Here is a 14,954-nt window from a genome sequence, read left to right on the forward strand (position 1 = left end):
CAATTATTTCATCCGGCTTAAATATAAACTCGTTATTTTACGTTTAATAGGCACACACCGAACTAAACGTATAATATGACTTTAAAAAAATTAACCGTACTGGCAATGCTGGGTATCATGTACCTGGCATTGCCTTTTTTTGTACAGGCGCAAACCAATTCGGCTTTTGACCGGGGCCTGTTTGTTCATAAAACCGACACCCTGCCTTATCGCATTTTATTTCCCAAAAAATTCAATCCTACGCAAAAATACCCACTTATTTTAGTGTTACACGGCGCAGGTGAACGCGGAAGCGATAACGAAGCACAACTGGCTTACGGCCCTAAATTATTTTTGAATGATACGATAAGACAGAACTATCCGGCTATTGTGGTTTATCCGCAATGCCCGAAAGACAGCTACTGGTCAAATGTGAACATCGACACCACTTCGGGCAAAAGGATATTCCGTTTCCAGGAAGGCGGCGAGCCAACGCGGGCAATGAACGCACTGCTTGGCCTGGTAGACCAATTGCTTGATAAACCCTATGTTAACGATAAGCAGGTTTACGTTGGTGGGCTTTCAATGGGCGGTATGGGCACATTTGAAATATTAAGGCGCAAGCCAAAGATATTTGCGGCCGCCTTTACTATTTGCGGAGGAGACAATACAAACAATGCCGAAAAATATGCTAAAAAAGTGCCCCTGTGGATATTTCATGGGGCAAAAGATAGCGTGGTGCCGTTTGATCATTCGCAGGTTATGGTTGATGCTATCAAGGCCGCCGGCGGCGACCCCAAGTTTACCGTTTATCCAAACGACGACCATAACAGCTGGGATGACGCTTTTGCCGAACCGCAATTAATTCCCTGGCTTTTCTCGCACAGTAAATAACAAAAAAGGCCCCGGGTTCGGGGCCTTTTTAGCTAAGATTTAGTTGATCTATTGTTTGGTTACTTTACCCGTAAATTTGCCCTGCTCTACAAAAGCTTCTTTACCCGCTTGAGTATGTGCAACTATGTAAAATTCACCTTCGGCTTCGGTATCGGTCAGTTTGGTAATTTTTACCTGGCCACCGCCTTTCATGCCGCCTGTAGCGCTGTAACCAGTGCTGTAATTCAGTAAGGGATCAGCTGTTTTGGTGTAATCTTTTAACAACACCGCGCCGTTGCCATCTGTGTTGTCCTCATCCAGATCAAAAGTGCCCGCTGCGGTAACATTACCCAAAACAATTGTTATCGACTCGTTGCCACCGTCTCTGATCGCTGTAAGTGTCCACAGGTTGCCCACCTGTACAATTGCTGCCTTGGTGCTTTTAAAGTTGGATCCGTTAACACCGTCGAAGCCATAATTAGCCGCGGTTACCGTTACCGAGCCCGTTGATGCCTTTACATCATCATCTTTTTTACATGAAACCGCGGTTACGGCAATTAGCATTGTTAATATAAATGCATGCTTAAGTTTTTTCATCACTTTGTTTTTAGTTATTTGTTGCTAACAAAATTGATGAATGCCTCCTCAGCATACAATCACGTTAAAATGGCATATTTTACTACGTATTAACCGCAAAATACTGTAAAAATGTTTAAATTATTTTGCGTTCGTAGGCATATTTCAGTAGGCCCACCACCGTTTGGGTGTTGGTTTTTCGCAGGATGTTCTTCCGGTGGGTCTCTACTGTGCGCTCGCTTATAAAAAGCATATCGGCAATTTGCTTGTTTCCAAAATCCTGCTCTATCATTCGTATGATCTCTATCTCACGATCGGTAAGGCGCGACGATTCGTCCTGGTTGCGTTTAAAAGATTTCATCAGCTGGAGTGTAATATCCTGGCCAAAATAATTTTGCCCGTATGATACCTTATTTAGCGCTTCAATCAGCTCCTGCTTGCCGGTGTTTTTTAGAATGTAGCCCGATATACCGGCATCTATCATTTCGGCCACCACCTGGCTTTCGCTGAACATTGACAGGGCAATTATTTTAATATTGGGAAATTTCTTTTTTACCAGGCGGGTAAGCTCGACACCGCTCATTTCAGGCATGCTTACATCGGTAAGTAAAATATCTGTATTGAGGCCGGTAAGGCAGTCGAGGGCATGGGTTGCGCTGGTGCTTTCGCCTACTATTGTAAATCCGTTAATGGTGTCAATTATTAATCTCAGGCCATCAATAACCATCTGGTGATCATCAACAATAAAAATCCTTTTTTCAGCTTCCATGTCAGTTTAGGGGTATTAAAATAGCAACCAGTGTACCTTTGCCCGGCGATGACGAAATATCAACCGTGCCCTTTAAATATTCAACCCGGGTAATAATATTTTTTAACCCGATGCCTTCAAATTTTTCTCTGTCAGTTGTATCAAATCCCCGCCCGTTATCCTCAATGGTCACCGATACTTCGTGCCCTTCCATTTGCAGCTGTATATCCAGCAATGAAGCTTTTGCATGCTTAATTACATTATTTACGGTTTCTTGTACAACCCTGTAAAGCACTATTTCTACGCTGCTGTCGAGCCTGTTTTGCAGGCCGGATACGTCAAGAATTATTTTTAACCTGTGCGAGTCTATCTTATTTACAAAATCGCGCAGGGCGGATGTAAGCCCCAGTTTAAGCAGCACGTTCGGCATCATCTGGTGCGCGATAGTGCGTACCTCCTTGCAACTCTCATCCACCATAGCCATCGTCTTATCGGCCAGTTCGCGGTTTTCTGTATCAGATAGCTTCAATCGTTCCAGTAAGGTATCTAAATTCATTCGCGTAGCTGACAATAGCTGCCCCACCCCATCGTGCAAGTCGCCGGCTATTCGCCTGCGCTCGTTCTCTTCAGCCGCTATGATACCCTTGGTAGCCATGTCTTGCTGCTTCATAACTTCGGCCTGCAAAATAGCTGCCTGCTTTAAACGATAACGGTTATAAAATAGGTAACCAAAGGCCACAATTACAATAAATATACAGCATATTATAAATATTGTGGTATTGCGCTTATCAATTTTTAATTGTTGTATCTGCGTTTGTTTATTGAGCAAATTTATGCGTTCCTCCTTCTTCTCAGTTTCGTACTTGGTTTGTATCTCGGCAATTTGCTTTGCCGAAGCCTCGTTCATCGTCGAATCTTTATAATCGGTATGCAGTTTAAAGTATTCAATGGCCTTAGGATAATCTTTTTTGCGGTTATAAATAGTGAACAGGGACAAGTAACCATCGCGCAGCGCGGCCTTAAAATTAATTTCTTTAGCGACTTTAATAGCTTTAAGCAGCAGGTCTTCGGCCTTAGGCAGGTCATTTCGTCCTAAGTAAACATTGGCTATGTTTACATACGACGTAGCTACGCCTACCTTATCGTCCTGACTTTCTCGTATCTTTAACGACTTATAATAGTACGGCAGGGCTTTATCGGCCTTACCGCTGTAAAAATACATGTTGCCGATATTGTTGTACAGCACACCAATGCCCCGAACATTATTTAGTTTTAACTTTAATTTAAGCGAAAGCAGATTATACTTTAAAGACCTGTTGTAATCCTTTTGCTCCATATATACGTTGGCCATGTTAGAGTAGGCGTAGCTTTGGCCAAGTTCGTCGTTTATTTCTTTGTAAATGGCCAGGGCTTTACCGTGGTATTCTAACGCCCGAGGATAGTTGACGATACCTTCGTAGTATACATTTCCTATCCAGATGTAAGAACCCGCCAGCCCTTTTTTGTCATGTATCTTTTCGCGGATGCGGGCCGCCTGGGTATAGTAGCGCAGGGCGGCTGCGTAGTTATTCTGATCGTAGTTATTGTGGCCCAGGTTCATGAGCGAGTAGGCTGCGCCAAGACTATCTTTTATTCGCAAACGGATGTTAAGCGCCAGGTTGATCAGCGAATCGCTTATCCGGCGCTCGCCCCGGAAGTTATAGAATGCGCCGAGGTTATTCTGAATATTGCCTAATACCTTATCGGCATGGCTTTTGGCCGCAAGTGCCATCCCCTGGTTAGCATATTTGATGGCCAGGGCGCTATCAGCATCAACATACTCCATCATCAGGTTATAGTATGCTTTGGCTTTAACGGTATCGGATTTAGCGGTTTTGAGCACCCTGGTCAACGAATCTACCCGGACTTTATCCTGCGCGAAAGCGTTACTGAGCGTAATGCTAAGCAGCAGTAGTAACGCAGCTTTTAATTTATACATATTAGCCAAAAACCTGAAGATTATACTTTAAGAGGAAGCTATAAAAGTAGTTTCTGCGCGTTTCTGAAAAATACCGTAAATCACGTATTTATACCTGCGGGATTATGGGCATTTATTGGTGGTTACGGCCAATACCAAACAAAAACAGCAGCCCTTAGGGCTGCTGTGAAATTATTTTAATAACCGGTTAAAACTGCTCATCGGGTTCAAGCTCGTCGGTGGCTGCGCTATCGTTATTCGTGATCTGGTTATCGGCATTCAGCCCGGCGGAGGGCTCGCTCCCGCTAAGGGTTTCGGTGATGCCATCCATATCGGCAACAGCGCCATCTTTATTGGTTACCTTTTCGGTATCATCCTTATTGGTGATCACATCCTGTTCGGCGGCATTTACTTTGGGATCGCCGGTTCCCCCCTCTAAAGGGAATTTATTACCGGGCGCGGGGCTATTGGGAGTATTCATGCGGTTGCTTTGCGTTTAAAGCTTAACAGATGGGGATCAGGCTTGTTTTTAACCTTAAACCTTTAGGCGGGAAAAAAAGGCAAAAGTGTTCACGTTCGGCGCACGTGAACACTGTGAACATTCATGAACACCTGACAGTCAATGTTTTAAGAAAGCAGCTACTGACACAGTGGTACCACCAATTTATACTTATGAAATTTGCATGGGGTAAACCCCTCTCTAACCCTCCCGCGGAAGGGGATTATCGCGCAGCAAAAAAGCCAAACATTACTGTCTGGCTTTTAACATTTAATTGAGTGGGATTTGAATATTATTTGAGGGCTTAGGCATTACAATTAACTAACCTCTGCTCACTAACCTCTACTCCCTACTTGGTATACCTGTTTATAATATCGATAATTACCTTGTTTTCCTGTAATTGCGGCAGGTAATCAAATAGTATATAATGTTTTTCGGGGTCAGATGCCAGGGCCATCTCCAGGTAGTTAAGCGCCTCGTTGTATTCGCCTTTGGCAAACAGGTAAGCTACCATACGGTAATAAAGCTCCGCCGCATCCGGGTTATTTTTAATGGCCTGCGATATTACCTCAATAGCATCGACCAGGCGCTTTTGCTCATACAGGATAGATGAATAATCAAGCCAGGCATCCACATCAAGCGGGTTCAGCTCAACTACTTTCTCGTATGCGTTTTCGGCCTCGGGCAAATGGCCCAATTTATATTCGGCATCGGCAATGGCAAACCAATAATCGGCGTTGGCAATGTCAAGGTCCAAAGCTTTTTTGTAAAAGTGCAGGGCCTCAAAATAACGTTCCTCAAAATCAAGGGTCACCCCGATACCAAACCAGGCATCGGCCAGCTTTGGGTCCATCTTAACCGATTTTTTGTAGAATGATCTCGCCTCGTCCATTTGCTCCAGCTTTTCGTAACACTCGCCAATAGCACAGTAAGTATCGGCATTGGGCTGCTCGTATTCAAACGTTTGGCGGTAAACCTCAATGGCCTCGGCATATTTCTCGAGGTTAACCAGTGCGTTACCTTTGTTAAAATATGCCGATGCAAAGCTGTCTTTTATCAAAATGGCGTAATCATACGCGTCGATAGCTTTCTCAAACAGGCTTAACTTAGTGTAGGCGTTGCCCAGATTGTACCACGCGGCATAACTGTATGGCTCGTTATCTATGTACTGCTGGTAAAACTGTACGCTCTCTTCCTGGTTATCCAAAACATCATAACAAAAGGCCAGCTCGTACAGGGCGTCCTGGTTTTCCATGTTTTGTTTCAGACAAAGCTTAAGGTAGGTTATGGCGGTATCATAATCGCCCATGTTTTGATAAACGTAGGCAATATGCAATAATATCTCGTCGGTCTCCTCGGCAAGATCAAGCGCCTTTTCGTAGTTCTCTAAAGCTTCGGCATTGCGTTCCATACTCTCGTACAGGTTACCACGGATGATGTAAATATCCGCGTCGCTTGCCTCAAGCATGGCAGCCTTATCAAGCGCGGCAAATGCCTCTGATGCACGATTTGAAACTACCAGTAACTGGGCCTGTTTTATCAGGAACACCGCGGCAAAGGGGTGCTGGTTGCGCGCATACTCGGATACCTGCAGGGCTTTGGCCGGATCGTTCTTTTCTATGTAGTAGTCTATAATGTTCTCAAACGCCTGCGCGTCAAAAAAGTACTGGTCATGATTGCGAATCATCTCTTCGTACCGTTCTACCGAAAACTTTGGATCTTCGGTAAAACCAAAATCAAATTCTTCTTCCATTCAAGTTTATTTGCAGAACACCATATTATCCCTGCGGATGTTTATCCGCAAGGCTTAAACATGAGTTCAAATTACAATAATAAGCATCCTCAAAGCAATTAAGTTTTCAACATACAAACATTATTAAACAAGCGTTTATACAAGTGGCTGATAATAAATGTAAAGCATTTTAGCCGGCAAGGGATGAGTTGAATATAATTGCCCTAAAGATTTTTACCTTTGACAAAAGTACCAATTATGAGCTTACCTATAAAGGATATTCTTGATCATTTACATATAAACGACATAAACCATGCGTTTAGTACTGGCAATCAGTGGGGTAGCAGCGCTAACGCCGTTACTGCAAACATTGTATCGCCAACCGATGGCAAAAAAATAGCATCGGTAAAATTTGCTACCGCGGATGAGTATAATGCCGTGGTTGAAACAGCCGCCAAGGCTTTTAAAACATGGCGCACCATACCCGCGCCAAAACGCGGCGAGATAGTACGCCAGATAGGCGAATCGCTGCGCGAAAATAAAAAGCAGCTGGGCACCCTAGTATCTTACGAAATGGGCAAAAGCCTGCAGGAAGGCTACGGCGAGGTGCAGGAAATGATAGATATATGCGATTTTGCCGTTGGGCTTAGTCGCCAGCTTTATGGTTTAACTATGCACAGCGAACGGCCCGAACACCGTATGTACGAGCAATACCACCCCTTGGGAATTGTTGGCGTGATATCGGCATTTAACTTCCCGGTAGCGGTATGGAGCTGGAACGCCATGCTGGCCTGGGTTTGCGGCGATGTTTGCGTTTGGAAACCCTCCGAAAAAACACCTTTAACGGCTATTGCCTGCCAGCACATTGCACAGGAAGTTTTTAAGCGTAATAATATTGATGAAGGCGTAAGCTGCCTGGTTATAGGCGACCGCAACATTGGCGAGCTGATGAGCAACGATACCCGTGTGCCGCTGGTATCGGCTACCGGCTCTACCCGTATGGGCAAGGCAGTTGGCGCTGCGGTTGGCGCACGCTTAGGCAAAAGCCTGTTAGAGCTTGGCGGCAACAACGCCATCATCATCACAGAAAATGCCGACCTGGATATGTCGCTCATTGGCGCGGTGTTTGGCGCGGTAGGCACTGCCGGGCAACGCTGTACCAGCACCCGCAGACTGATCATTCACGAGAGCGTTTACGAGGCTTTTAAACAAAAGTTAGTTAACGCCTACAGCCAGATAAAAATTGGCGACCCGCTGGATGAGAACAACCACATGGGCCCGCTGATCGATCAGGACGCGGTAGCCTCATATCTCGATTCTATAGAGAAATGCAAGGCCGAAGGCGGCAGGTTTGTTGTTGAAGGCGGCAAACTGGAGGGTGCGGCTTACTCATCCGGCTGTTATGTAAAGCCCTGCATTGCCGAGGTTGAGAATCATTTTAAAATTGTACAGCACGAAACATTCGCGCCGATATTGTATCTGATAAAATACAAGGATATAGACGAGGCTATTGCGCTGCAGAATGGTGTGCCGCAGGGTTTATCGTCGGCTATTATGACAACTAATTTGCGCGAGGCCGAGAGGTTCCTGTCGTGCTTGGGATCTGATTGCGGTATAGCGAATGTTAACATCGGTACGTCAGGCGCGGAGATAGGCGGCGCATTTGGCGGCGAAAAAGAAACCGGCGGCGGCCGCGAGAGCGGCTCGGATGCTTGGAAAGTTTATATGAGGCGCCAAACCAATACTATAAACTATTCTAAAACGTTGCCATTAGCGCAGGGCATTAAATTTGACCTGTAAAAGCAATAACGGAACACCATGCAACAATATCAATAGTGAATTTTGAATATCTAAATTAAAAATTAGCACTTTACTATTCAAAATTGAGCATTCGGTGTGTGATATTAAATTAAAATACGACCATTAAATATGTACAAAGTTTTCAAAAGTATTTCGGCCCTGTTACTGAGCGCGGCCGTGTTAACAGGTTTTACCGCTACAGCACAGGTAGCTCAAAAAGCGCCCGCCGACCCGCCGAAAAACTGGCACTTGCTTGATCTTAAAACGGATGGTTATTTCGGTATCAGCCTAAACCAGGCGTATCAGTTTGTAAAAGGCAAAAAAAGCAAAACTGTAGTTGTAGCTACTATTGATAGCGGTATTGATACCGCCCAGGCCGACCTAAAGCCTGTATTGTGGGTAAATACAAAAGAGATACCCGGTAACGGCATTGATGATGATAAGAATGGTTATGTGGATGATATACACGGCTGGAACTTTTTAGGCGGCCCGGGCGGCAAATGCGATTTTACCGAAACTACCGAGGAGGTACGGGAGTATAACCGGCTTAAGGATAAATACATTAACCTTACCACCGCCCCTGCCGGCAGCGAAAAAGAGTTTGCTTACTGGGAAAAAGTAAAGCTTACTCATGATGCCACGGTAAATAAAGCCAAAACCGAAACGCAGCAGCTACAGCCGGTAATGAACGCCCTGATGGCCACCAGTGGTTATATCAAAAAAGCGCTTAGCTTAAGCGCGGGCGCGTCGTTCAAAAAGGCCGACCTGGCAAAAATTACCACCGCCAGCGATACGGTAAGCAAAAGCAAGGCGGTTTGGATATCGGTTTTTGAGCAGCAAGGCGGCGACCAAACTAACGCCGGCATCATTAAAGAGTTAAGTGAATACCTGGCAAAATTAAATAACGACATTAACCCCGACCTTGACGCCCGCAAAAATATTGTAGGCGATAACCCCGACGTAAGGGATGGCAAACCGTATGGCAGCAATCTGCTTAAATTTCCGGATGCCGAACACGGTACCGGTGTAGCGGGCCTTATTGGCGCTGTACGCGGTAACAAATACGGTATTGACGGCGTGGCCGACAATGTAAGGATAATGGCTATTAAAGCGGTGCCAAATGGCGACGAGTATGATAAGGATATCGCTAACGCTATACACTACGCGGTTGATAACGGCGCAAAGATCATTAACATGAGTTTTGGTAAAAAATTATCGCCCCATAAGGCCTGGGTCGACGAAGCTTTTAAATATGCTGCCGCGAAAAATGTGTTGCTGGTACAGGCATCAGGCAATGATAATTCAGACATGGATGCCAAGCCGGAATACCCGAACGATATATTTGAGGATGGATCGGGCGTTGACGCGGATAACGTGATAAGCGTTGGCGCATCTGCCGACAGGCTGAACGCCAACCTTGCCGGCGATTTTAGCAATTATGGTAAAAAAAATGTAGATGTATTTGCACCCGGTGTTAAGGTAACATCGGTAAATATGGATGCCGAATTTAACACCGCCGACGGCACCAGCTTTGCTTCGCCAATTACGGCGGGTATAGCTGCGCTAGTGTTGGAGTATTATCCAAACTTAAGCGCCAAACAGGTAAAACAAGTGATATTGGAATCGGCAACGCCGTTAACCGGAACGATGGTTTTAAAGCCCGGAAGCGAAACCGAAAAGGTTGATTTTACAACACTTTCGAAAACCGGGGGCATAGTAAATGCTTACAAGGCATTAGTTGCCGCATCAAAACTGAAGCCCGAAGGGATATAACTTAGTCTCCCGATAAAAAGGAAAGGCCTGACTGATAGTCAGGCCTTTCCTTTTTATTATAATGTCATCCTATGTTAGCTGCCACTTGTCACGAGAATATTTTTACCTAAAATATCGCTTCCGCTATCCTTTTAGTTGGCCCCGGATTACCCATAGTGTAAAAATGCAGTACGGGCGCGCCAAATTTAACCAGCTCTTTACACTGGTCTATCATCCACTCTATACCGATATCTTTTACATGCTTTTCTTCCTTGCAATCGTGTATGGCATCGCTTAATGCTTCCGGGATATCGATATGGAAGGTTTTAGACAGGTTAACCAATTGCTTTGATGTGGTAATAGGCTTAAGCCCCGGTATGATAGGTACATTGATACCCACAGCCCGGCAGTTGTTCACAAAATCAAAATATTTCTGATTGTCGAAAAACATTTGGGTAACAATGAAGTTCGCCCCCATATCTATTTTTTGCTTCAGGTATTTAAAATCGGTTTTCAGGTTTGGCGCTTCAAAGTGCTTTTCGGGGTAGCCTGCAACACCTATGCAAAAATCCGTCTTCATAATGCCTTCGTAATGCTCGTGCAGGTACACACCGTTGTTCATGTTCACTACCTGCTGAAGCAGGTCGGTAGCGTAGCAATGCCCGTTTGGTGTGGGAACAAAAGAGGCATCGCCACGGCGGGCGTCACCGCGCAGCACCAACACATTATCGATACCTAAAAATTGCAGGTCTATCAGGCCGTTCTCCGTTTCATCTTTGGTAAACCCGCCGCAAAGTAAATGCGGAACGGTATCTACCTTGTACTTATTCATGATAGCCGCGCAAATGGCAATAGTGCCGGGGCGCTTGCGGTAGGCAAGTTTCTCCAGCAAACCGGTTTCGTGTTCTTTATATATGTAATCCTCGCGCAGCGAGGTAACATCAATAAACGGCGGCTTAAACTCCATCAGCGGGTCGATAGCATCGTAAATGCCCTGGATGCTCTGCCCCTTTAATGGCGGGATCAGTTCAAAAGAAAATAGTGTTTTGCCGTTGGCGTTTTTTATATGTTCGGTAATCTTCATGAGCCCCCTAACCCCCTAAAGGGGGAATTTATTGTAAAGTTTATAATTATAAAATGCCCTCCTGCTCCCCTTTAGGGGGTTGGGGGGTTAATAATTCAAATTCGGCCCGAGCCAGCGTTCAACTGTATCTACTGACATATTTTTGCGCCTTGCATAATCCTCAACCTGGTCTTTACTTATCTTGTTCAAACCAAAATACCTTGCCTGTGGGTGCGCGAAATAAAACCCGCTTACTGATGCGGCCGGCATCATGGCCAGGCTTTCGGTAAGGTGCATGTGGGCGTTATCCTCCGCCTTTAATAGCTCAAACAAAGTGGTTTTCTCGGTATGGTCCGGGCAGGCGGGGTACCCCGGTGCCGGGCGGATGCCCTGGTATTCTTCTTTGATCAGTTCTTCGGCACCCAGTTGTTCGGTCCCTGCGTAACCCCAGTATTCCTTTCGTACCAGTTCGTGCATTTTTTCGGCAAAAGCTTCTGCAAAGCGGTCGGCAATGGCCTTGGCCATAATGCTGTTGTAATCGTCATGATCTGCCTCAAACACGGCCACCAGCTCGTCGCAGCCAAGTCCGGCGGTCACCGCGAAGCCTCCAAAATAATCGGCCACACCGCTTTCTTTCGGAGCGATAAAATCCGACAAGGCATAATATGGTTCGCCTTTCACCTTTTCGTTTTGCTGGCGAAGCGTATGAATACGCGTAAGCAAATGCCCGCGGGTATCGTCTGTGTAAAGTTCAATATCGTCGCCGACGCTGTTTGCCGGCCAGAAGCCTATAACACCGCTCGCGCGCAGCAATTTTTCGTCAACGATTTTCTTCAACAATGCCTGCGCGTCGTCAAAAAGCTTTTTGGCTTCGTCGCCTACAAACTTATCGGCAAATATTTTAGGGTAGCTGCCCCGTAACTCCCAGGTATGAAAGAACGGCGTCCAATCGATATAAGGCACCAGCTCTTCCAGCGGGAAGTTTTCAAATGCTTTAATACCGGTAAATGTGGGCGCGTGCGCTACGGTTTTCAGGTCTATCTGAAACCTTTGCTCACGTGCCTGCTCAATGCTTACAAAACGCTTATCGCTTTTTTTGTTAGCATGGGCTTCGCGGGCTTTGGCATATTCGTCTTTTATGCCCTGTATATAACCTTCGCGGGTATCGCGGTTTAGCAGGCTGCTGCAAACCGTTACGCTGCGCGATGCATCCAGCACATGAATAACCCCGCCCGAGTAATGCGGCGCTACCTTTACTGCCGCGTGGATGCGCGAGGTAGTCGCCCCGCCAATGATCAGCGGAATGGTAAAGCCTTCGCGCTCCATCTCTTTGGCAAAATGTACCATCTCATCAAGCGATGGGGTAATCAGACCGCTAAGACCGATGATATCCACCTCGTGTTTTTTAGCTTCTTCAATTATCTTTTGGGCCGGTACCATTACCCCGAGGTCTATCACCTCAAAGTTGTTACAGGCCAGTACCACGCCTACTATATTTTTACCAATATCGTGCACATCGCCTTTTACGGTGGCCATTAATACCTTGCCCGCATTAGCACGACTGCCGCTGCTATCCTCACCGGCATCAATAACGCGTTGTTTTTCCTGTTCAATGAAGGGCAGCAGGTAAGCCACCGCCTTTTTCATTACCCGGGCCGATTTTACCACCTGCGGCAAAAACATTTTACCGGCGCCAAACAGGTCGCCTACCACGTTCATGCCATCCATCAGCGGGCCTTCAATAACCTCTAAGGGCTTGGCAAATTTCTGGCGGGCTTCTTCTACGTCATCATCCAGGTACTCGATAATGCCTTTTACCAGCGCGTGCGACAGGCGCTGTTCTACCGTCCCTTTGCGCCACTCTTCATCGCGCACCACTTCTTTACCTTTGCTTTTAATGGTATCGGCAAACTCAACCAAACGCTCGGTGGCATCTTCGCGGCGGTTTAGTAAAACGTCTTCCACAAGCTCAAGCAGGTCTTTCGGTATCTCCTCGTAAACTTCCAGCATCCCGGCGTTTACTATACCCATATCCAACCCGGCCTTAATGGCATGGTAGAGGAATGCAGAGTGCATAGCCTCACGCACCACGTTATTACCCCGGAACGAGAACGATATATTACTTACCCCACCGCTTACTTTAGCCAGCGGCAGGTTTTGTTTTATCCAGCGGGTAGCTTCAATAAAATCTACTGCATAGTTGTTATGCTCTTCAAGCCCGGTGGCTACGGTCAGGATGTTGGGATCGAAGATGATATCCTGCGGAGGGAAACCTACTTCATCAACCAGTATGCGATAACTGCGTTCGCAGATCTCTTTACGGCGTTCCAATGAATCGGCCTGGCCGGTTTCATCAAAGGCCATTACTACTGTTGCAGCACCATAGCTTAATATTTTGCGGGCGTATTCTTTAAATTTTTCCTCGCCTTCTTTTAACGAGATGGAGTTGACGATACCCTTGCCCTGTAAGCATTTTAATCCAGCCTCAATAACCGTCCATTTGGAGGAATCGATCATGATAGGCAGCCTGGCAATATCCGGTTCGCTGGCAACCAGGTTCAGGAATTTTACCATCACCGCTTCCGAGTCGATCATCCCCTCGTCCATGTTGATATCGATCACCTGCGCGCCGCCTTCTACCTGTTGCAACGCTACGCTCAGGGCTGCCTCGTAATCTTCGGCCAGGATAAGCTTCGAAAACTTAGGCGACCCGGTGATATTGGTACGCTCACCAATGTTCACAAAGTTGGTTTCGGGCGTAAGCGTTACGGCTTCCAGTCCGCTTAGGCGCAGGTAGGGCTTAATTTCGGGTATCTGCCTTGGTGAGTATTTAGCGGCCTTATCGGCAATACACTTAATATGCTCGGGCGTGGTGCCACAGCAACCGCCAACAATATTTACCAGGCCTGCCTTCATAAAATCATCAACCTGGTGAGCGGTTTCGTGCGGGGTCTCATCGTAAGCGCCAAATTCGTTTGGCAGCCCCGCATTGGGATAGGCCGAGATGAACACACCTGCCTTTTCAGACAGTTCCTCTAAGTGGGGCCTCATTTCGCGGGCGCCCAAAGCACAGTTTAACCCTACTGATAGGAGGTGCGCGTGACTGATAGAGTTCCAGAACGCCTCTACCGTTTGGCCCGACAAGGTACGGCCGGAGGCGTCGGTAATGGTACCCGATATCATAACGCCGCCAGTTTCCCTAAAGGCGGGGTAATCTTTACCGGCTGCCCGGCATTCGTTTTTATACCTGTCGATAGCGAACAAAGCCGCTTTGGCGTTCAGGGTATCAAATATAGTTTCAACCAATAACAGGTCCGAGCCGCCATCAACCAGGCCGCGTACCTGCGTATAATAGGCCTCGGCAAGGTCGTCAAAGGTAACGGCGCGGTAACCCGGATCGTTCACATCGGGCGACAGCGATGCGGTACGGTTTGTGGGACCTACGGCTCCGGCTACAAAGCGCGGTTTTGAAGGGTCGCGCTTCGTATATTCGTCAGCTACTTCACGCGCAATGCGGGCACCCTCGTAACTCAATTCATAATCAAGCTCCTCCAGGTGATAATCGGCCAGGGATATGCGTTGTGTGCTAAAAGTATTTGTCTCGATGATATCCGCACCGGCATCTAAATATTCGGCATGGATAGCCCTGATAACATCCGGGCGGGTGATATTCAACAGGTCGTTATTTCCCTTAAGGTCGGATGCATGGTCGCGGAAACGCTCCCCGCGAAAATCCTGCTCGGTGAGCTCGTACCGCTGTATCATGGTACCCATAGCTCCGTCAATAACCAATATACGCTTCTGTAGTTCTTTTCTAATGTCCATTTGTTGAGATGTGAGACAGGAGATATGAGATGTGAGATAGGAAACTAATTTCCATTATCTATCAAAATATTATTGCCGTGCTGAGAAGCGGAGCTTTCTCAAATCTCACATCTAATATCTCAAATCTAAGTGCAGCTTACTCGAAAAGTC

At 46.5% G+C, this 14,954-nt stretch carries 10 protein-coding genes; 3 read left to right on the forward strand and 7 right to left on the reverse strand.

From position 1 onward, the window contains the following. Positions 1-75 precede the first annotated feature (75 nt). Complete coding sequence (locus GWR56_RS03785) at positions 76-873, forward strand: prolyl oligopeptidase family serine peptidase (RefSeq protein WP_162429832.1); 798 nt, start codon at positions 76-78, stop codon at positions 871-873. A gap of 48 nt (positions 874-921) precedes the next feature. On the opposite strand, the gene GWR56_RS03790 is transcribed toward GWR56_RS03785, so the two are convergent. The 5 genes from GWR56_RS03790 to GWR56_RS03810 form a co-directional block, all read right to left on the reverse strand. Continuing rightward, on the reverse strand, positions 922-1,449 hold the full coding sequence (locus tag GWR56_RS03790) for a hypothetical protein (RefSeq protein ID WP_162429833.1): 528 nt from the start codon (positions 1,447-1,449) through the stop codon (positions 922-924). 115 nt (positions 1,450-1,564) lie between these two features. Further along, a complete protein-coding gene (locus GWR56_RS03795) occupies positions 1,565-2,197 on the reverse strand; it encodes a response regulator transcription factor (RefSeq protein ID WP_162429834.1) in 633 nt (210 codons plus the stop codon). Position 2,198: 1 nt separating this feature from the next. Then, the gene (locus GWR56_RS03800; protein WP_162429835.1) at positions 2,199-4,154 is read right to left on the reverse strand and encodes a sensor histidine kinase; all 1,956 of its coding nucleotides are present in this window, start codon (positions 4,152-4,154) and stop codon (positions 2,199-2,201) included. Between the two features lie 187 nt (positions 4,155-4,341). Next, positions 4,342-4,614 (reverse strand): hypothetical protein, encoded by a 273-nt coding sequence (locus GWR56_RS03805; protein WP_162429836.1) that lies wholly within the window; start codon positions 4,612-4,614, stop codon positions 4,342-4,344. Positions 4,615-4,981: 367 nt separating this feature from the next. Next, positions 4,982-6,385 carry a lipopolysaccharide assembly protein LapB gene (locus GWR56_RS03810; RefSeq protein ID WP_162429837.1) on the reverse strand — a complete coding sequence of 468 codons (1,404 nt, stop codon included), beginning with the start codon at positions 6,383-6,385 and terminating at the stop codon, positions 4,982-4,984. A gap of 237 nt (positions 6,386-6,622) precedes the next feature. Here GWR56_RS03810 and GWR56_RS03815 point away from each other — a divergent pair, with 237 nt between their 5' ends. Both GWR56_RS03815 and GWR56_RS03820 read left to right on the forward strand, forming a co-directional pair. Continuing rightward, positions 6,623-8,164: an aldehyde dehydrogenase family protein gene (locus GWR56_RS03815; RefSeq protein WP_162429838.1), complete on the forward strand. Its 1,542-nt coding sequence runs from the start codon at positions 6,623-6,625 to the stop codon at positions 8,162-8,164. 129 nt (positions 8,165-8,293) lie between these two features. Continuing rightward, positions 8,294-9,937 (forward strand): S8 family serine peptidase, encoded by a 1,644-nt coding sequence (locus GWR56_RS03820; protein WP_162429839.1) that lies wholly within the window; start codon positions 8,294-8,296, stop codon positions 9,935-9,937. Between the two features lie 106 nt (positions 9,938-10,043). Here the strand turns inward: GWR56_RS03820 and metF are convergent, their stop codons facing one another. Continuing rightward, positions 10,044-11,000 (reverse strand): methylenetetrahydrofolate reductase [NAD(P)H], encoded by a 957-nt coding sequence (gene metF, locus GWR56_RS03825; protein WP_162429840.1) that lies wholly within the window; start codon positions 10,998-11,000, stop codon positions 10,044-10,046. A gap of 87 nt (positions 11,001-11,087) precedes the next feature. Next, complete coding sequence (gene metH, locus GWR56_RS03830) at positions 11,088-14,804, reverse strand: methionine synthase (protein ID WP_162429841.1); 3,717 nt, start codon at positions 14,802-14,804, stop codon at positions 11,088-11,090. Positions 14,805-14,954 lie beyond the last annotated feature (150 nt).

Origin of the sequence: Mucilaginibacter sp. 14171R-50 (assembly GCF_010093045.1) — a bacterium.
Lineage (GTDB): Bacteria > Bacteroidota > Bacteroidia > Sphingobacteriales > Sphingobacteriaceae > Mucilaginibacter.